This is a genomic window from Trinickia mobilis, from assembly GCF_017315705.1.
Taxonomy (GTDB): Bacteria; Pseudomonadota; Gammaproteobacteria; order Burkholderiales; family Burkholderiaceae; genus Trinickia_A; species Trinickia_A mobilis.
The window spans coordinates 269323-288122 of the sequence record NZ_JAFLRF010000005.1 but is presented as its reverse complement, the minus strand read 5'-3'; the positions used below and the strand labels follow the sequence as shown (position 1 = coordinate 288122).

At 64.3% G+C, this 18800-nt stretch carries 22 protein-coding genes; 11 read left to right on the top strand and 11 right to left on the bottom strand.

The features are described from left to right. Positions 1-54 precede the first annotated feature (54 nt). The 3 genes from clpP to J3489_RS09810 are packed head-to-tail and all read left to right on the top strand — an operon-like array spanning position 55 to position 2317. Positions 55-684 (top strand): ATP-dependent Clp endopeptidase proteolytic subunit ClpP, encoded by a 630-nt coding sequence (gene clpP / locus J3489_RS09820; RefSeq protein ID WP_206997523.1) that lies wholly within the window; start codon positions 55-57, stop codon positions 682-684. A gap of 44 nt (positions 685-728) precedes the next feature. Beyond that, positions 729-1430 (top strand): carbonic anhydrase, encoded by a 702-nt coding sequence (locus tag J3489_RS09815; protein ID WP_206997522.1) that lies wholly within the window; start codon positions 729-731, stop codon positions 1428-1430. Beyond that, positions 1427-2317 carry a bestrophin family protein gene (locus tag J3489_RS09810; RefSeq protein WP_206997521.1) on the top strand — a complete coding sequence of 297 codons (891 nt, stop codon included), beginning with the start codon at positions 1427-1429 and terminating at the stop codon, positions 2315-2317. The genes J3489_RS09815 and J3489_RS09810 overlap by 4 nt, the downstream gene beginning before the upstream one ends. Positions 2318-2422: 105 nt before the next feature. Here the strand turns inward: J3489_RS09810 and sodB are convergent, their stop codons facing one another. From sodB to J3489_RS09795, 3 genes are all read right to left on the bottom strand, one after another. Then, on the bottom strand, positions 2423-3004 hold the full coding sequence (sodB, locus tag J3489_RS09805) for a superoxide dismutase (protein WP_206997520.1): 582 nt from the start codon (positions 3002-3004) through the stop codon (positions 2423-2425). 184 nt (positions 3005-3188) lie between these two features. Next, positions 3189-4592: an exodeoxyribonuclease VII large subunit gene (gene xseA / locus J3489_RS09800; protein WP_206997519.1), complete on the bottom strand. Its 1404-nt coding sequence runs from the start codon at positions 4590-4592 to the stop codon at positions 3189-3191. A 134-nt stretch (positions 4593-4726) separates the two neighbouring features. Continuing rightward, positions 4727-5008 (bottom strand): hypothetical protein, encoded by a 282-nt coding sequence (locus J3489_RS09795; protein WP_206997518.1) that lies wholly within the window; start codon positions 5006-5008, stop codon positions 4727-4729. A 163-nt stretch (positions 5009-5171) separates the two neighbouring features. Between J3489_RS09795 and lpxK the strand changes: the two genes are divergently transcribed. The 5 genes from lpxK to J3489_RS09770 all read left to right on the top strand — a co-directional run bounded on the left by lpxK (position 5172) and on the right by J3489_RS09770 (position 9154). After that, the gene (gene lpxK, locus J3489_RS09790) at positions 5172-6188 is read left to right on the top strand and encodes a tetraacyldisaccharide 4'-kinase (RefSeq protein ID WP_206997517.1); all 1017 of its coding nucleotides are present in this window, start codon (positions 5172-5174) and stop codon (positions 6186-6188) included. Beyond that, entirely contained in the window at positions 6169-6375 is a 207-nt protein-coding gene (locus J3489_RS09785) for a Trm112 family protein (RefSeq protein WP_206997516.1), read from the top strand. The genes lpxK and J3489_RS09785 overlap by 20 nt, the downstream gene beginning before the upstream one ends. A 24-nt stretch (positions 6376-6399) precedes the next feature. Beyond that, complete coding sequence (gene kdsB / locus J3489_RS09780) at positions 6400-7218, top strand: 3-deoxy-manno-octulosonate cytidylyltransferase (RefSeq protein ID WP_206997515.1); 819 nt, start codon at positions 6400-6402, stop codon at positions 7216-7218. Between the two features lie 218 nt (positions 7219-7436). Further along, the gene (gene adk / locus J3489_RS09775; RefSeq protein ID WP_206997514.1) at positions 7437-8099 is read left to right on the top strand and encodes an adenylate kinase; all 663 of its coding nucleotides are present in this window, start codon (positions 7437-7439) and stop codon (positions 8097-8099) included. A gap of 296 nt (positions 8100-8395) precedes the next feature. Beyond that, on the top strand, positions 8396-9154 hold the full coding sequence (locus tag J3489_RS09770) for a 3-hydroxyacyl-CoA dehydrogenase (RefSeq protein WP_206997513.1): 759 nt from the start codon (positions 8396-8398) through the stop codon (positions 9152-9154). A 119-nt stretch (positions 9155-9273) separates the two neighbouring features. Here the strand turns inward: J3489_RS09770 and J3489_RS09765 are convergent, their stop codons facing one another. Then, positions 9274-10113, bottom strand: a complete 840-nt coding sequence (locus J3489_RS09765) for a SirB1 family protein (protein WP_206997592.1) — start codon at positions 10111-10113, stop codon at positions 9274-9276. Positions 10114-10118: 5 nt separating this feature from the next. After that, positions 10119-11732 carry a murein biosynthesis integral membrane protein MurJ gene (gene murJ / locus J3489_RS09760; RefSeq protein ID WP_309491354.1) on the bottom strand — a complete coding sequence of 538 codons (1614 nt, stop codon included), beginning with the start codon at positions 11730-11732 and terminating at the stop codon, positions 10119-10121. 346 nt (positions 11733-12078) lie between these two features. Between murJ and rpsT the strand changes: the two genes are divergently transcribed. Next, positions 12079-12354, top strand: coding sequence for a 30S ribosomal protein S20 (gene rpsT, locus J3489_RS09755; RefSeq protein ID WP_137331265.1), 276 nt, complete (start codon positions 12079-12081; stop codon positions 12352-12354). Between the two features lie 186 nt (positions 12355-12540). Here rpsT and J3489_RS09750 read toward each other — a convergent pair whose 3' ends face one another. Further along, positions 12541-12876: a DUF3579 domain-containing protein gene (locus tag J3489_RS09750; RefSeq protein WP_206997511.1), complete on the bottom strand. Its 336-nt coding sequence runs from the start codon at positions 12874-12876 to the stop codon at positions 12541-12543. Positions 12877-13306: 430 nt separating this feature from the next. On the opposite strand from J3489_RS09750, the gene argF reads away from it, so the two are divergent. Then, positions 13307-14236, top strand: a complete 930-nt coding sequence (gene argF, locus J3489_RS09745; protein ID WP_206997510.1) for an ornithine carbamoyltransferase — start codon at positions 13307-13309, stop codon at positions 14234-14236. Between the two features lie 84 nt (positions 14237-14320). On the opposite strand, the gene murB is transcribed toward argF, so the two are convergent. Next, positions 14321-15364: a UDP-N-acetylmuramate dehydrogenase gene (murB, locus tag J3489_RS09740; RefSeq protein WP_206997509.1), complete on the bottom strand. Its 1044-nt coding sequence runs from the start codon at positions 15362-15364 to the stop codon at positions 14321-14323. Positions 15365-15538: 174 nt separating this feature from the next. On the opposite strand from murB, the gene J3489_RS09735 reads away from it, so the two are divergent. Further along, positions 15539-16024 (top strand): YajQ family cyclic di-GMP-binding protein, encoded by a 486-nt coding sequence (locus J3489_RS09735; protein ID WP_206997508.1) that lies wholly within the window; start codon positions 15539-15541, stop codon positions 16022-16024. Between the two features lie 46 nt (positions 16025-16070). On the opposite strand, the gene plsY is transcribed toward J3489_RS09735, so the two are convergent. From plsY to J3489_RS09715, 4 genes are all read right to left on the bottom strand, one after another. Next, positions 16071-16706, bottom strand: a complete 636-nt coding sequence (gene plsY, locus J3489_RS09730) for a glycerol-3-phosphate 1-O-acyltransferase PlsY (RefSeq protein WP_206997507.1) — start codon at positions 16704-16706, stop codon at positions 16071-16073. A gap of 153 nt (positions 16707-16859) precedes the next feature. Continuing rightward, positions 16860-17351: a Cys-tRNA(Pro) deacylase gene (gene ybaK, locus J3489_RS09725; RefSeq protein WP_206997506.1), complete on the bottom strand. Its 492-nt coding sequence runs from the start codon at positions 17349-17351 to the stop codon at positions 16860-16862. 15 nt (positions 17352-17366) lie between these two features. Further along, positions 17367-18308, bottom strand: coding sequence for a site-specific tyrosine recombinase XerD (xerD, locus tag J3489_RS09720; protein WP_206997505.1), 942 nt, complete (start codon positions 18306-18308; stop codon positions 17367-17369). A gap of 8 nt (positions 18309-18316) precedes the next feature. Then, a complete protein-coding gene (locus J3489_RS09715; RefSeq protein WP_206997504.1) occupies positions 18317-18790 on the bottom strand; it encodes a methylated-DNA--[protein]-cysteine S-methyltransferase in 474 nt (157 codons plus the stop codon). Between the last annotated feature and the right edge of the window lie 10 nt (positions 18791-18800).

Genomic DNA, 18800 nt, shown 5'->3' with positions numbered 1-18800 from the left:
GGGGCGAAAAAGGACTATCTTGAGCACTGGATTTGCGGGATTGCGAGGATCGTCATGCAGCCATTCAACCAGCTCGTACCGACCGTCATCGAACAGTCGGGGCGCGGCGAGCGCGCCTACGACATCTATTCGCGCCTCTTGCGCGAACGCATCGTGTTCCTGGTCGGACCCGTCGAAGAACAGACCGCGAGCCTGATCGTCGCGCAGATGCTGTTCCTCGAATCGGAGAACCCCGACAAGGACATTTACTTCTACATCAACTCGCCGGGCGGCTCGGTGTACGACGGCCTCGCGATCTACGACACGATGCAGTTCATCAAGCCCGACGTGTCGACGCTATGCACGGGCTTCGCCGCGAGCATGGGCACGTTCCTCCTCGCCGCCGGGCAAAAGGGCAAGCGCTTCGCGCTGCCGAACGCGCGCATCATGATTCACCAGCCGTCGGGCGGCAGCCAGGGCACCGCCGCCGACATCGAGATCCAGGCGAAGGAAGTGCTGTTCCTGCGCGAGCGCCTGAACAAGGTGCTCGCCGAGCGCACCGGCCAAAGCGTCGAGCAGATCGCGAAGGATACCGATCGCGACAACTTCATGTCGGCGGGCGCCGCCAAGGAATATGGCCTGATCGACGACGTGCTCACCGAGCGCACCACGTTGCCGCCGGCCGCGAGCCGCAACTTGCTTTAAGCCGCGCCGGCGCTCCATTCCCCTCTGATAGGCGGAGGCCCGCCATGTCAAGCAACTCCCCTGGCAACGACGCGCGTGCGGGCTCCGACACGCCGGATTTGCTCTACCTGCTGGCAGGCGTCGACGCGTTCAGCCGCGACGTCTTCCCCGGCAACGAAGACCTGTTCAAGAGCCTCGCGCACGGGCAGGCCCCTCACACGCTCTTCATCACCTGCGCCGATTCGCGCGTGTCGCCGGAAATGATCACGCAGACCCGTCCCGGCGAGCTGTTCGTGTGCCGCAATATCGGCAATATCGTGCCTGCGTACGGCGAGATGCTCGGCGGCGTATCGGCGGTCGTGGAGTATGCGGTGCTCGCGCTCGATGTCCGGCAAGTCGTCGTGTGCGGCCATACCGATTGCGGCGCGATGAAGGGCTTGGCGGCAGGCGTATCGATGGCCGACGAGATGCCGACCGTCCATGCGTGGCTGCGCAACGCCGAAGCCGCGCGCAGCGTCGTGCTGACGCGCAAGATCGAACACGATCACGTGGTGCAGGCCATGGTCGAGGAAAACGTGCGCCTGCAATTGACGCATCTGCGCACCCACCCCGCAGTCGCGGCGCGTCTTGCCGAGGGAAGGCTCGCCGTGCAGGGCTGGGTGTACGACATCGGGCACGGCAAGATCTCCGTGTTCGACGAACAGGGCAGCCAGTTCCTGACGCTTGCCGAGGCGCGCGAACGTCTGCAGCCCAAGGCCGCGCCGTGATCATTCCGGGCCGCGTTCGCCTCGGACAAGTCGTTATCTATGTCGGGCGCCCGCTGGCTTTGCTGTTCGCCTGGGACGTGCTCGTCACCGTCGCGTATTTCATCAAAGGCATCGATAACCGGTACATCTCGTTTCCGCATTTGCCGTTGCCCCTGCTCGGCTCGGCGATCGCAATCTACCTGACCTTTCGCAATAACGCGGCCTACGCGCGCTGGTGGGAAGCGCGCACGCTGTGGGGCGCGATGATCAACTACTCGCGCAGCTTCGGACGTGAAATGCAGACGCTGCTTCCGATCGAGGCGACCGCGTTGCAGCGGCCCTTGATTCTTCGGCACATCGCCTACGTCCACGCGTTGCGCCTGCATCTGCGCCGCCAAACGCCATGGGACGAACTCGCGGCCCGCCTGCCGGAAGATGAAATCGCGCGCCTGCAGCAGGTCGCGAACGTGCCGAACGCGATTCTCAACGAGACGGCGAAAATCATCGCTCGCGAAGCGTCGCTCGACAGCATCCGGCTGACGACCGTCGAACACACGATGCGCGAGCTGCTGAACGCGCAAGGCGGCATGGAGCGCATCCGGAACACGCCGTTTCCTCGGCAATATGCGTCGTACCCTGCGCTATTCACGCACGTGTTCTGCATCCTGTTGCCGCTGGGGCTCGTCGAATCGCTCGGCATCTTCACGCCGCTCGGTTCGACCGCCGTCGGCTTTCTGTTTCTGGCGCTGCTGCAGATCGGCAACGATATGGAGCACCCGTTCTCGAACACCGTGAACGACGTGCCGCTCACCGCGATCACGCGCACGATCGAAATCGACTTGCGCGACAGCCTGGGCGATGCGCACGAATTGAAGCCGGTGCAGGCGGAGCAAGGCGTGCTGTGGTGAGCGGATTGTGAAAGACCCTCGCACGCGCAAAGAACTGGCGCGCAAAAAGCAGAAAGCCCTCGAATTCGAGGGCTTTCTGCTTTTACTGCCTTGAGAAGACTGGGCTTACGCGCCGAAATTCTTTGCGGCGAAGTCCCAGTTCACGATGTTCCAGAACGCTTCGACGAACTTCGGACGCGCATTGCGATAGTCGATGTAGTAAGCGTGTTCCCACACGTCGATCGTGAGGAGCGGCTTCGCATCGGTCGTGAGCGGCGTGGCGGCGTTGCTGGTCGAGACCAGGTCGAGCGAGCCGTCCGCCTTCTTCACGAGCCATGCCCAGCCCGAGCCGAACGTGCCGACTGCCGTTGCCGTGAACGCTTCCTTGAACTTGTCGTAGGAGCCCCACTTCGCGTTGATCGCGTCGCCGAGCGCGCCTGCCGGTGCGCCGCCGCCTTTCGGGGAGAGGCTGTTCCAGAAGAACGTGTGATTCCAGATTTGCGCTGCGTTGTTGAAGACGCCGCCCGACGACTTCTTCACGATCTCTTCGAGCGACAGGTTCTCGAACTCGGTGCCCGGAATCAGCTTGTTCAGGTTGGTCACATAAGTCTGATGATGCTTGCCGTAGTGAAACTCGAGCGTCTCTTCCGACATGTGCGGTGCGAGTGCGTTTTTCGCGTACGGCAGCGGCGGGAGCGTATGTTCCATGATGCTGTTCCTTGTTTCGAGTTTGTGGGGATTGGCGACTGACGCTTTGGAGCACTGGATTGTAGGCGACTTGGAAAGACCCCGCAAACCAGTGGTCTTTTATGGGAAGCATTGCCCGCAGCCACTGGGGATCAAGCGTAAATAGTGCTCATTGAGCAGACGGGACAATGCAAAAACGGCTGCGTTAAAAGCTATCGGAAAGGCGCGGCTGAATGTCGGCGAGCGCGATATCGGCGGACCCTTCTGCGAGATGGACCGTCAGACGCCGGTTGAGTTTCAGCGCCGACGGCGAGCGCACCGCGCGGCCATTTTGCGCATCGAGCAGCGCCGCATAGCCGCGTTCGAGCGTGCGTTTCGGGCTCAGCACTTCGAGCCTTGCGGCGAGCGCTTCGACACGCGAAGTCTGCCGCTCGTGATGCCGCAGCAGGGCTGCGTCGAGCCGCTGCGCGAGACCCGCCAACGCACTGCGATGCACTGCGAGATCCGGCCGGCAGCGCTGCCAGCGCAACTGCACGAGCGCGAAGCGCGCACGCGCATCGCGCACCGGACGCGCCCCCGCCGACGCCAGGCGCACCTGCAGTTGCTGCAAATGCGTGCGCTGCCGCTCGAGACGCTCGGCCGGACTCACGAGCCGGCGCGCGAGCCAGTCGAGCTGTTGCGCGCGGCGCTCCATCATGCGGCCGAAGCTGCGGGCGATCATCGCGTGACGATGATCGAGATCGCGCAGCAGGAGCGCACGCTGCGGGCTGACGAGCTCGGCGGCGCCGGTCGGCGTCGGCGCGCGCACGTCCGCGGCGAAATCGGCGATCGTGAAATCGGTCTCATGGCCGACACCGCTCACGACCGGCAACTCGCTCGCAGCAATCGCGCGCGCCAGCACTTCTTCGTTGAACGCCCACAAGTCCTCGATCGAGCCGCCGCCGCGGCAGACGATCAGCACGTCCGCCTCGCGCCGCGCATTCGCGGTCTCGACCATCGCCGCGACTTTCTCGCTCGCGCCCGCGCCCTGCACCGGCGCCGGATAGACGATCACGGGAATATGCGGGGCACGGCGCGCGAGCGTCGTCAGCACGTCGCGCAATGCGGCTGCCTGCAGCGACGTCACGACGCCGATTACGCGCGGGTGCGCCGGCAGCGCGCGCTTGCGTTCGGCGGCGAAGAGCCCTTCGGCTTCGAGCTGCGCCTTCAGCCGCAGGAACGCTTCATACAATCGCCCCTGCCCGGTGCGCCGCACCGCCTCGACGTTCAGTTGAAGCTCGCCGCGCGGCTCGTACATCGTGACGAGCGCGCGGACTTCGATCTTGTCGCCCTCGCGCGGCGTGAATTCGGCGTATTGCGCGCGGCCGCGGAACATCACGCAGCGCATCTGCGCCTGCGCGTCCTTGATCGAGAAATACCAGTGACCGCTCGCGGCGCGCGTGAAATTCGACACCTCGCCCGAGACCCAGACGAGCGGGAACGTCCGTTCGAGCATCGTGCTGATTGCGCGATTGAGCGCCGACACCGGCACGACGGCGTCGCCCCCGAAGGGGCCGGCCGAGCTTCCGGCGCCTTGCCCGGAGGAAGAAAAAGGGGTATCCGATTGCATGGGGAGCGATGAATTTCTTGACCGGACAGACAATAGACCGGCGGCTCAGCCGCGTCCAGAGCGGCGGAGCAAATGATGGGAGGTTTCCACATTGATGCGGGGCAACAGCAAACCCGCGCGATCCACCGCCGCAGCTAGCGCGCTCGTCGCAAGTCATTGATATACAACGATTTAATATTTGTAGGACCAAAGCAGTTACCGATGAAAGGCTTGATTTTCCAGCCTCCCGGCCTTTTCCGGATAAAGTTCTTCACAGAGTTATCCACAGGCACGCAAGCGCGTTCACCATCGCCTGGCCGGCGGCGGGCGAGCCGCCCGGCGACTTGCCCGATCAAAGCCAGCCGCGCTAGAGTGCCGGCTTCCTGGGCCGTTTTGAGTGCCGGAAGACCGACGACCGCCTTCTTTGAATCCAGCATGCAGCACACGGCGGCGCCTCGATCGGGCACGTCCCCGTCGCCGCTTGCCGCACGCCCCGATCTTGCCGTTCGCCCGGAGAACCACATTGATGTTTCCCTTGGGGTTTCCCTTGAGTCGCGCCGCCGCATGGCGTGCCACGCCGCCGTCTCACCGATGAGCGCAATGAACCGTCTCGCCTCCCGCCTCGAAGCCCGCATCACGCGCGAGTGGCAACGCCGCGGCGCGCTCGCGTGGGCACTTCTCCCGTTCGCGTGCGTGTTCGGCATCGTCGCTGCGCTGCGCCGCATGAGCTTTGCGCTAGGCTGGAAAAAGACCGTGCGGATCGGCGTGCCGGTCGTGATCGTCGGCAACGTGACCGTCGGCGGAACCGGCAAGACGCCGACGGTCATCGCCCTCGTCGAAGCCTTGCGCTCCGCCGGCTTCACACCGGGCGTCGTATCGCGCGGCTACCGCGCAAAGGTCACGAGCCCCGCTGCCGTCACGCCGACGTCGCCCCCGGATCAAGCCGGCGACGAGCCGCTGCTGATCGCGCGCCGCACCGGCGCGCCGGTGTTCGTGTGCCCGAATCGCGTCGCGGCAGCGCTGGCGCTGCTCGCCGCTCATCGCGAAGTCGACGTGATCGTCAGCGACGACGGCCTCCAGCACTACCGTCTCGCGCGCGACGTCGAGCTCGTCGTGTTCGATCAGCGCCTCGGCGGCAATGGCTTCCTGCTGCCGGCCGGGCCGCTGCGCGAACCGCTCTCGCGCCGGCGCGACGCGACGCTCGTGAACAGCCCGTACCAGCGCACGCTGCCCGCGTGGCCGAACACCTACGCGCTGAATCTGACGCCCGGCGATGCGTGGCACCTCGCCAACCCGACCCTGCGGCGCCCGCTTTCGCAGTTCGCGAACCAGCGCGTGCTCGCCGCGGCGGGCATCGGCTCGCCCGAACGTTTTTTCGCGACGCTGCGCGCGGCGGGCCTCTCGCCGGCCACGCGAGCCCTGCCCGACCACTACGCGTTCCATGACAATCCATTCGTCGATGCCGACGCCGACGCCATCCTGATAACCGAAAAGGATGCGGTAAAATTAGGGGCTCGGCGCGACGCCCGGATCTGGGTCGTTCCCGTCGAAGCCGCGCTTGACCCCCGCCTCATCGCCCTAGTTGTGGAGAAACTCCGTGGACGCTCGCCTGCTTGAAATCCTCGTTTGCCCCATTTGCAAGGGGCCGCTCAGCTACGACCGCGCCACGCAGGAACTCATCTGCAACGCCGACAAGCTCGCGTATCCGATCCGCGACGGCATTCCGGTGATGCTGGTCGACGAGGCGCGCCAGACTGTCGAAGGCACGCCGGTCGAGCCGCTCAATCCGTCGTCCGGAACCTGACTCTCTTCGCCGCCTGCCTCTTCGATGACCGATTCCGTTCGCTCCGGCGTACCGCCGTTCGTGGCCGTCGTGCCGGCCCGCCTCGCATCCACGCGCCTGCCTGAGAAACCGCTCGCCGACATCGGCGGCAAGCCGATGGTCGTGCGGGTCGCCGAACGCGCGCGCGAATCGGGCGCTGGGCAAGTGCTGATCGCAACGGACGCGCCGAGCGTGCTCGACGCCGCCCGCGCGCATGGCATCGACGCGCTCTTGACGCGCGCCGACCACCCGTCGGGCACCGACCGCCTCGCCGAAGTCGCCGCGCATTTCGGCTGGAGCGACGACACGATCGTCGTCAACGTGCAGGGCGACGAACCGCTGATCGACCCGTCCCTCGTGCGCGGCGTAGCGTCGCACCTTGCCGCCAACGCCGATTGCGCGATCGCGACGGCAGCGCACCCGATCTCCAATCCGGCCGAAATCTTCAGCCCGAACGTGGTGAAGGTCGTGCTCGACAAGCGAGGCGTCGCGCTGTACTTCTCTCGCGCGCCGATCCCCTGGATGCGCGATGCGTACCAGCCGCATTGGTCCGCGACTGCGCCGAACCTCCTCGCGATGCCCGCGCCGCCCGCCGGCACGGTGCACCGCCACATCGGGCTCTACGCCTATCGCGCGCGCTTTCTGCGCTCCTATCCGACGCTCGCGCAAGCCCCGATCGAGCACACCGAAGTGCTCGAACAGCTGCGCGCGATGTGGCACGGCGAGCGCATCGCGGTGCTCGTCACGCATGAGGCGCCCGCCCCCGGCGTCGACACGCCGGCCGACCTGGAACGCGTAAGGTCCCTTTTTCGGTCGGAAAGCTAAAAACCCATGGCATAATCAGTCTCGATTGCGCGAGCCATCCGAAACATTCGGCCACTAGGTTTCCCTCTCGTTTGCCCTGCCCCCCGTCTTCGAGCGCCGTCCCACGGATGTGCTGCTGCTCGGCGGGCCGCTTTTTTTTGCGTGAATGGAGCATCGAGTCTTGCGGACGCCATAGTGCCTCGCGATGCAGAATTCACATACGATTCGGAGATATCACCATGCGTTTGATCCTGTTGGGCGCGCCCGGCGCGGGCAAGGGCACCCAGGCAAACTTCATCAAGGAAAAATTCGGGATTCCACAGATTTCCACCGGCGACATGCTGCGCGCAGCGGTCAAGGCGGGCACGCCGCTCGGCCTCGAAGCGAAACGCTACATGGACGCGGGCGAGCTCGTCACTGACGAACTCATCATCAATCTCGTCAAGGAACGCCTGCAAGCGCAGGATTGCGCGAACGGCTACCTGTTCGACGGCTTTCCGCGCACTCTGCCGCAAGCGGAAGCGATGAAGGAAGCGGGCGTGCCGATCGATTACGTACTGGAAATCGATGTGCCGTTCGACGAGATCATCGTCCGCATGAGCGGCCGCCGCATGCACCCGGCGTCGGGCCGCACGTACCACGTGAAGTTCAATCCGCCGAAGGTCGAGGGCAAAGACGACGTGACGGGCGAACCGCTGATCCAGCGCGACGACGACAAAGAAGAGACGGTAAAGAAGCGCCTCGACGTATACGTTGCGCAAACGAAGCCGCTGATCGACTACTACAACCAGTGGGCGCAGCGCGGCGTCGAGAACGGCCTGAAGGCGCCGGCCTACCGCCGCATCTCGGGCCTCGGTTCGGTCGACGAGATTCGCCAGCGCGTGTTCGATGTGCTGAAGTGATCGCACCTCTTTCACATCGGCCAAGACACAAGCTGCCGCACTCAAACCCGCCCTGAACCGGCGGGTTTTTTTATGTCGACCCGAGTTAGCGCTTTAGCGGTTACTCGGCGCCCATGCAAAGCTGCAAGCGACAATGACCATGCTCGATGTCACGTAGCGCGAACCCAAGCCCCAAAGCGTCGCGCCTGGCGGCAACCATCCTATGCCCGGGCGCACCGAGCCATTACAATCGTCGCTTACGTGCTAACAACGATAATGGCGAAACGCATTCTTTACCCAGGAAAAGGAGCAGCAAGATGGAGATTCGCGGCAACGCATTTCTGATTACCGGCGGCGCATCCGGCCTCGGCGCAGCCACCGCGCGCCTGTTGGCAGAGCACGGCGGCAAGGTCGTGATCGCCGACCTGAACGAGAGTGTGGGCACGGCGCTGGCGAAGGAACTCGGCGGCGTGTTCGTCAAATGCGACGTGACGCGCGAAGAGGACGCGACGCAAGCGGTCGCGGCGGCGACGCAGCTCGGCACGCTCGCCGGGCTCGTGAACTGCGCGGGCGTGGCGCCCGCGATCAAGACCGTCGGCAAGGACGGCCCGCACCCGCTCGACGCGTTCGCAAAAACCATCTCGATCAACCTGATCGGCACGTTCAACGTACTGCGCCTGGCCGCCGCTGCGATGGCGAAGAACGAGCCGAACGCGAGCGGCGAGCGCGGCGTGATCATCAACACCGCGTCGGTTGCAGCATTCGACGGACAGATCGGCCAAGCCGCCTATGCCGCTTCGAAGAGCGGCGTGGCCGGCATGACGCTGCCGATCGCACGCGACCTGTCGCGCAGCGCGATCCGCGTGATGACGATTGCACCGGGCATTTTCGAGACGCCGATGCTGCTCGGCATGCCGCAAGAAGTGCAGGACGCGCTCGGCGCGATGGTGCCGTTTCCGCCGCGCCTCGGCAAACCGGTCGAGTACGCGATGCTCGTCAAGCAGATCTTCGACAACACGATGCTGAACGGCGAGGTCATTCGCCTGGATGGCGCGATTCGGATGCAGCCGAAGTAACTCGCCGATTCGACTGCGGCACGACAGCGTTGCATGGGACCCGAGTAAGTGCTGAAGCGCTAACTCGGGTCGACAAAAAAAGCCTGCAGTGCGCGCCGGTGCCGTTCACGCGAAGAAAATCAGTCGTCGTTGTGATGCGTGCGCTGCCGCAATTCATGCAACTGCGATTCGACGACAGTCGCATCGTCCGCATCGGGACGATCGCCAAGGTAGCGCTCGAGATCCTCGAGCGCCGGCCGCAGGTAATCGAGCCGCGCATACGCGAAGCCGCGGTCGCGCACTTCCTCGATGTTCTCCGGCAGCAGGATCACGAGCCGCTGCTGCACCGCCAGGAGGCGCTGCCAGCGCTCCGTCTGCAAATACACCGCCTTCAGGTTGCGCAGCATGCGCTCGATGATCTCGCGGCGCGTCGCCGGCTGCAGCAGCACGCGCAGCGCACTGGCGATCGATTCGCCCCAACGCGTGATATACGGCTCCAGCATATCGACCATCTGCGCTTCGGAGAGCGATTGCCCGGTCGTCGGATCGAGCATCACGTCGCCCTCGGGCAGGCTCACGCGCAACAGGAAATGCCCGGGAAACGACACGCCTTTCACCGGCACGCCGATCTGCTCGCCCATTTCGAGGTACAGCACCGCAAGCGAAATCGGAATGCCGCGACGGCGCTTGAGCACGATGCTCAGATGGCTGTTGTCGGGATCGTAATAGTCGTTCAGATTGCTCGAAAAGCCGAGTTCGCGGAAGAAGAAGCGGTTCAGCGTACTGACCTTTTCGCGAAGGTCGGCATCGTCGGGCAGGCGCCGCTTCAGGCGCAACACCAGCTCGTCGATTTCCGCCAGCGCGCCTTGCAGATCGACATCGGGATACGCATCTTGCGCGAGCGAAAGCGCTGCCTCGGTGAGCGGGAGGCTGTCGTCGTCGGCGACGAGCGTGCTGAAGTAGTCGAGAACGCGTGTCATCGTGGTCACTTCACTCGTCTTCTGAAATAGGCGTATTTGAAACCCATCAACCACAACATACCGAAGTAAAGTGCAGCGAACAGGACAAGACAAGCCCCCAGCAGCACGATCCGTTCCACCGGACGGCTATGCATGCCGATCCAGTCGAAGTTCACGGCAAACCAGTGCATCGTGCCCGCCAGCACGAGCGACGCGCCCAGCAACTGCACGAAGAAACGCGTCCACCCGCTCGATGGAGTATAGATGCCGCGCTTGCGCAAGCCGAGGAACAGAAGAAGCGCATTCACGCACGCGCCGAGCCCGACAGAGAGCGTGAGCCCCGCGTGCGCGAAGATCGGCACGAACACGTAGTTCGAGAGCTGCGTCACGACCAGCACGCCGATGCCGATCTTCACCGGCGTCTTGATGTCCTGCTTCGCGTAGAAGCCCGGCGCGAGGATCTTGATGAGAATGAGGCCGATCAGACCGACGCCGTACGCCGCGAGCGCGCGGCCGACCATCACGACCGAGCGCGCGTCGAAGCGGCCGTAGTGAAAGAGCGTCGCCGTCAGCGGCTCGGCGAAAAAGAAAAGCGCGAGCGCGCTCGGCGCGGCGAGCAGGAACGTGACGCGCAAGCCCCAATCGAGCAGCGACGAGTACTCGTGGGCATCGGCGTCGACGTGGGCCTTCGACAGGCTCGGCAGCAGGATCGTCCCGAGTGCGACGCCGAGCAGCGCGGTCGGAAACTCCATCAGCCGGTCCGCGTAGTTGATCCACGACACCGCGCCCGGCCCCAGCCGCGACGCAATGTTCGTATTGATGATGAGGCTCAGCTGCGCGACGGAGACCGCGAACGTCGCCGGCACCATCTTCAGGAGCACGCGCTTCACGCCGCGGTGCGCGAGCGCGCCAAGCGGATTGAGCCCGATGCGGGGCGCCATGTCGATCTTCTTCAAGCCCGGCAACTGCACGAGAAACTGCAGCAAGCCGCCGACGATCACCGCCCACGCAAGCGCATAGACCGGCACCTTCAGATGCGGGGCGACGAACACGGCCGCCGCGATGAACGCGACGTTGAGCAGCACCGGCGCGAATGCCGGCAATGAAAAGCTCTTGTAAGTGTTGAGCACGCCGGACGCGAGCGTCGTCAGCGAAATGAAGATGATGTACGGGAACATGATCCGCGTCATCGCAACGGCCAGCGGGAATGCCTGGCCGTCGGCGCGCAGGCCCGACGCGACCGCGAACACCACCCACGACGCGCCCGCGACCCCGACGAGCGAGAGGACCGCAAGCGACCACGCGAGCACGGTCGACATTGCGTCGACGAGCGCCTTCGTTGCGCTATGGCCTTGCTGATTCTTGAACTCGGCGAGGATCGGCACGAAGGCCTGCGAGAACGCGCCTTCGGCCGACAGCCGCCGCAGCAGATTGGGGATACGGAACGCGACGTAGAACGCGTCGGTGTATTGGCTTGCGCCGAACGCGCGGGCGATCAGCGTTTCGCGGGCCAGTCCGGTCACGCGCGACAGCAGCGTGAAGCCGCTGACCGTCAGCAGGGCTCGGAATAGATTCATGGGGCGCCTATTATACGGGCCGAGATGAGTCACGGACCCGCTCGACTCCCGATTGCCCGTTATTTGTTCGCCGCCCCGCCGCCAAGTTCGCCGATTGCACGCATTTTCATGGTATCGGCGCGCGCCGCCGGGCGATTCCTCGAAGGCGCCTCAACGGTTGCCACGTGTCTGATTTTGTTGCTATAATCGCCCGTTTCGAAGCTCGGCCGTGCCTTTTTAAGCCGTTTTTGAGCCGGCTTCGCCAATGTGATTCACATTTTTTGCGCTCCTGGGCAATCGCTTCCAGGGGTTTGGATCGAAAAGCAGCGTTTAACCGGACGGATAGAAGGAGAAGGCGATCGGCCCGCAGCCTCACGCTTTCAGCCCATCCGGTCAGGCACTGGAAACAGGAACAGGATAAGGAACCCTCATGGCTAACTCCGCACAAGCACGCAAGCGCGCCCGCCAGGCCGCAAAGGCCAACTCGCACAACTCCGCGCTGCGTTCGAAGTACCGCACCGCAGTCAAGGCCGTTCGCAAGGCGATCGAAGCCGGCGATCAAGCAAAGGCCGCTGAAGTCTTCAAGCTGTCGGCAAAGACGCTCGACATCATCGCCGACAAGAAGATCGTTCACAAGAACAAGGCCGCTCGTCACAAGAGCCGCCTCGCTGCAGCCATCAAGGGCCTGCAAGCGCCCGCGCAGTAAATCTGGTCGGCCCGCCCACCGGCGGGCCACCTCCTGTTTCCGCTGCGACGTAAAAAAGCCCGCGCTGGCATTGCCTTCGCGGGCTTTTCTTCGTCTATTCGATCCATCCTGATCTGCTGACGACCGGCGCCGTTAGCGCGCTGCCCTCCAGCGTCGCCAGACAGCGCCGCTGACCAGCGCTCGATCTCATCCGGTGGCGCGCTGCTGCGTGCCGTGATACGCGGGAAGCTCGCACGCTTCCGTCACCAGGAGATTGTTGTCCTTTGCGAAGTTCAGGACGAAATCGAATGCCATGGGCTCGATCTCGCGCAGCCGCGAGTCGAGGATCACGCACTTGAGGTCGCCGAGCAGCGTCGGCCGCACGTAAAGCGAGTACTGCAAGCGGGCATTGGGACCATGCGCGCCGGGCCCGAAGCACGACATCACGCCAGCCAGGCGCTCCGACCAATCGCTCGGCCGAAACTTTCTTCCGTCCTTCGTGATGCCTTGAATGAAATATTCGGTAAAGGGGGCTTCGGCCATGTAGGAATACCCAAGTATCTAGCCCAGCGAAGTGCCGGCGAACGAGACCGCCTGAACACGATGAACGCGAAGCATTGAGGGCGAACCAGCACCTGAAAAGGGCCGCGATCGCAATCTGCGCGGTGCGGATGACAGGGATCGAGCCCCCGTTGCGGCACCGGTGTCCCGCAAGCACAAAACCGGCCTGCCGGGCGTGAAAAATCCCGAGAATTATACCGCAGCGAACTTCTTTCCGCACTGCACACAGGACGTTTCCCAGCACCTCCAAAGACGGTGACGAACACGTACGAACGGGCCCGCCCGGGCTATCCGCGGTCTTTGGACTGACTCGTCAAACAGGTAAAAATCCTTTATGCTGCTTCGAGTTACCACATCTGACGGCGGCGCCGTCCGGCTTTTCCGGCCGGGTGAAACCGCCGTATTTCGTTTCATGACCGCCAAGAAAATTCGCCACTACCTGCAGTTCAACGATTTCTCGCTGGATGAATACGAGTACGTGCTCGAACGCGCGCGCATCCTGAAACGCAAGTTCAAGAACTACGAGACCTATCACCCGCTGCATGACCGCACGCTGGCGATGATCTTCGAGAAGAATTCGACGCGCACGCGCCTCTCGTTCGAAGCCGGCATTTTCCAGCTCGGCGGCCATGCGGTCTTCATGAGCACGCGCGATACGCAACTCGGCCGCGGCGAGCCGATCGAAGACGCCGCGCAGGTGATTTCGCGCATGGTCGACATCATCATGATCCGCACGTTCGGCCAGGACATCATCCGCCGCTTCGCCGAGAATTCGCGCGTGCCGGTCATCAACGGCCTGACCAACGAGTACCACCCGTGCCAGGTGCTGGCCGACATCTTCACGTACTACGAGCACCGCGGCCCGATTCGCGGCAAAACTGTCGCGTGGGTCGGCGACGCAAACAACATGCTCTACACCTGGATCGAGGCCGCGCAGATTCTCGGCTTCAAGCTCCGCATTTCGACGCCGCCGGGCTACAAGCTCGACCATGCGCTCGTCGCCAAGGAAAGCGCACCGTTCTACGAAGCGCTCGACGATCCGCACGAAGCGTGCGCGGACGCCGACCTCGTCACCACCGACGTCTGGACCAGCATGGGCTTCGAGGCCGAGAACGAGGCCCGCAAGGCCGCGTTCGCCGACTGGTGCGTCGACGCGAAGATGATGGCCCGCGCGAAGGCGGACGCGCTTTTCATGCACTGCCTGCCCGCGCACCGCGGCGAGGAAGTGAGCGCCGAAGTGATCGACGGTCCGCAAAGCGTCGTGTGGGATGAAGCCGAGAACCGTCTTCACGTGCAAAAGGCGCTGATGGAGTTCCTGATGCTCGGCAAGTTGAATCACTGACTTCAACTGCGCCCAAACAAAAAAATGCCCCGCCAATTCAACTCAGCGGGGCATTTTTTTCAACCTAGGCGCGACTGCCAACGTCTATAGACAGACAGGCTCCGCCTCCAGCTGGACCCCAAAGCGCTCGAACACATCCTTCTGAATCGCGCGCGCGAGCGCCAGCACTTGCGCACCGGTCGCGCCGCCGCGATTGACGAGTACGAGCGCCTGACGCTCGTGCACGGCCGCCGCGCCCATCGCGCGCCCTTTCCAGCCGCACTGGTCGATCAGCCAGCCCGCTGCAAGCTTGACCCGACCGTCCGGCTGCCGATACGACACCAGCTCCGGCTCTCGTGCCTTCAATGCGGCGAACTGCGCCGCGTCGACGACCGGGTTCTTGAAGAAGCTGCCCGCGTTGCCGAGCACGAGCGGATCGGGCAGCTTGGCGCGCCGTACCGCGACGACCGCATCGAAAATCGCCTGCGGGCTCGCCGCCACGCCGCGCACCGCCAGCTCGCGGGCGACGTCCGCATAGTCGGCGTGCGGCGTCCACGCCTTCGGCAGCTTGAACGTGACCGAAACGACGGCAAAACGGTCCCGTCCTTCCCGCTTGAAGTAGCTGTCGCGATAGCCGAAGCGGCACGCGGCCGCGTCGAACTCGGCGATCTCGCCGGTCGCCAGTTCGATCGCGCGCAGCGACGCGAAACGCTCGCACATTTCGAGCCCGTATGCACCGATGTTCTGAATCGGTGCCGCGCCCACCGTGCCGGGAATCAGCGCAAGGTTTTCGAGGCCCGGCAGCCCCACCGCGAGCGTCCATGCGACGAAGTCGTGCCAGTTCTCGCCCGCCGCCGCCTCGACGTACCAGGCATCGCCGTCCTGGCGCGCGATGCGCTTGCCGTGCAACTCGATCAGCAGCACCAGACCATCGAAATCCCGCGTCAGCACGACGTTGCTGCCGCCGCCCAGCACGAGCCGCCGAAGGCCTGTCACACGCGAGTCGTGCGCGATGCCGATCAACTGGTCTTCGCGCTCGATCCTGCACAGCAGGCGCGCGCGCACGTCGATACCGAACGTGTTGTACGGGCGCAGCGGCGCGTCGGAAACGAACGAGACGGAATCAGGTGAACAATCAGGCAAAGACATCGGAAATCGCTTTCATGCCGCAAAACCGCCGCGTCGCGAAGCGCGGCGGCCTTGGGCAAAAGATGAAGGGGTCGGTAGAATGGCGTTCGGTTCGTGATTATAGCGAGTGCCTGCCGCCCGGCCGCGGCGCGGCGCCAAGGGCGCCAGGCACCGCCGCTCAAAAGGGAGAAAGCAATGCCATCGTTCGACGTCGTTTGCGAAGCCAACATGATCGAAGTGAAGAACGCGATCGAGCAGTCCAACAAGGAGATCTCGACGCGCTTCGACTTCAAGGGGTCCGACGCGCGGGTCGAGCAGAAGGAAGGCGAACTGACGCTGTTCGCCGACGACGACTTCAAGCTCGGCCAGGTGAAAGACGTGCTGCTGTCGAAGATGGCGAAGCGCAATGTGGACGTGCGCTTCCTCGACTACGGCAAGATCGAGAAGATCGGCGGCGACAAGGTGAAGCAGGTCGTGACCGTGAAGAAGGGTGTGTCGGGCGATCTCGCGAAAAAGATCGTCAAGCTCGTGAAGGACAGCAAGATCAAGGTGCAAGCAAGCATCCAGGGCGATGCGGTGCGCGTCACGGGAGCCAAGCGCGACGACCTGCAAAGCGTGATCGCGATGCTGCGCAAGGACGTGACCGATACGCCGCTCGACTTCAACAACTTCCGCGATTGATTCGACCGCCAAGCAAAGCGGCCGGCTCGCAGCCCGGCCGCAGCCCTCAATGCTTGCGCGCCGGCGCACCGCCGGCATCGCGCTTCTTTTCCCCGATCCGGCTTTCCTGCCCGGCAATCAGCTTCGAGATATTCGCGCGATGGCGCCAGATGAGCAGCGCGCTCATCGCGAAGACTGCCCAGGCAATACGGTTTTCGCCGAACAGGAAGATGTCGAAGAGCGGCGCGAACACCGCGGCCGCCAACGCAGCCAGCGACGAATAGCGGAAGAAGAACGCGATGATGAGCCATGTGAGCGCGGTCGCCAGACCGAGCACGGGGTGGATCGCGAGCAGCACGCCCGCTGCCGTCGCCACACCCTTGCCGCCCTTGAACTTGAAGAAAATCGGATACAGGTGGCCGAGGAAAACGGCGATTGCCGCGAGCGCAATCGCGCCATCTTCGAGGCCGTAGCGCGGACCGAACCGCGCGACGAGCCACACCGCGAGCCAGCCTTTGAACGCATCGCCGATCAGCGTGATAATTGCCGCTTTCTTGTTGCCGCTTCTGAGCACGTTGGTCGCGCCGGGGTTCTTCGAGCCGTACGAGCGCGGGTCGGCCAGCCCCATCGCGGCGCTGACGACCACGGCAAACGACACCGATCCGATCAGGTAGGCAGCAACGGCGGCGATCAGGATTTCCATGTAAGGGACTCTTTCAACGTATCGTTATCGAGTTATCGAGGACGGGGCCGGTGGCGGACCGGCGCTCATTCTACCGAACCGCCGTAGCGGCGATGATCCTTGCTTTCCCTGCCTGCCGGCCGCGCCGTCCCTTCGCGGCAGGCCCCTCTTTGATCAATCGACGCTCGCGCACTGCACGGGCTTCGCCGCGAGCAGCGCCGTCAGAACGCCGGGCGCGAGGCTCACGAGATAGCCGCGCTTGCCGCCGTTCAGATAGATCGTGTCGAGTTCGAGGATGCTCGATTCGACGTACACCGGCATCGTCTTTTTCGTGCCGAACGGCGACGTGCCGCCGACGAGGTAGCCGGAATGGCGGCTCGCCACTTCGGGCTTGCACGGCTCGACGCGCTTTGCGCCAATCTGGCGTGCGAGGTTCTTCGTGGAGACGGTGCGGTCGCCATGCATCAGCACGATCAGCGGCTTCGCGTGCTCGTCTTCCATGACGAGCGTCTTGACGACGAAATGTTCATCGACGCCAAGCTGCCGCGCGGACTCGGATGTGCCGCCGTGCTCCACATAGTCATAGGGATGCTCGCCGAAGCTCACCCCGTGTCGGCGCAGGAACTGCGTGGCGAGGGTTTCGGAAACGTGCTTCGATTTGCTCATCGCGGAATTCTAACCTCACCCCCGCGGATGATGCGCCGCGTGCAGCGACTTCAGCCGCTCGCGCGCGACGTGGGTGTAGATCTGCGTCGTCGAGATATCCGTATGGCCGAGCAGCAGTTGGACGACGCGTAAATCCGCGCCGTGATTGAGCAAGTGCGTCGCGAATGCGTGCCGCAGCGTGTGCGGCGACAGCGGCGCACGGACGTCGGCCGCGCGCGCATGGCGCTTGATGATGTTCCAGAACTGCTGACGCGTCATGCCGTCGCCGCGGTTCGTCACGAAGAGCGCGTCCGCCGCGCGCGCGCCGAGCAGCGCGGGCCGCGCCTCGCGCAGATAGCGCTCGATCCAGCCGTGCGCTTCCTCGCCGAACGGAATCAGCCGCTCCTTCGAGCCCTTGCCCAGCACGCGCACGACGCCGTCGTTCAGGCCGACTTCGACCGTCTTCAGCGTGACGAGCTCAGTGACGCGCAAGCCGCTCGCGTACATCAGCTCGAGCATCGTGCGGTCGCGCAGGCCGAGCGGCGTGTCGATATCGGGCGCGCCGAGCAACGCCTCGACTTGCGCTTCGGTGAGCGTCGACGGAAAGCGCGGCGGCTGTTTTGCGGAGCGGATCTTGAGCGTCGGGTCGGCTGCGGCGCGGTGCTCGCGCACGGCCCACACGTAGAAGCGCCGAAACACCGAGAGCCGCCGGTTCGCCGAGGTTGCCTTGTCGGCGCGGCGCGCGGCGATGTAGCCGTTCAGATGGAGTTCGCTCGCGCCGTCGATCGACGCCGAATGCGTGCCGGCGAGCCATTCGGCAAAGAGGCGCAAGTCGCGGCGATAGGCGTCGAGCGTGTTGCGCGACAGGCCGTGTTCGAGCCACAGCGCGTCGCAGAATGCGTCGATGGAATCGGTGCTCGCCGCCAACGAGGGCGATGGCGGCGGCGCCGCTTCGGCGGCAGCGGTTGCGTCGGTCATATTGCGGCTCACGCGTATTGAAGCAGGCCTTCGTGTGCGAGCAGCCAGCGCTTCGTGCGGCGCAAATAGCCTTCCTCCGCCTCATGCGCAAAGCCGCCGATGCCGCTTGCCGCCACGACGCGATGACACGGAATCACAATCGGAAACCGGTTGTCGCCGCAAGCCTGGCCGACCGCGCGCGCCACGCTGCCGACTTCCTTCGCCAGTTGCCCGTAGGTCAGCACTTCGCCCGGCGCAATCGCGCAGATACCCCGCCACACGCGACGCTGAAATTCCGTGCCGGCCAGAGCGAGCGGCAAATCGAAGGTCGCGCGCGCATCTTCCAAGTAGCGCTCGATCTGCTGCACCGCGCGCGCCGCAAGCGGCGAATCCGGCTCGACGCTCGCCGCCGTGTCCGGCAAATAGACGATTTCGCGCACTGTCACGCCGTCGGTGCGAATGCCGACTTTGCCGAACGGCGCGTCGATCACAGCATTGAACATGATGCCTCCT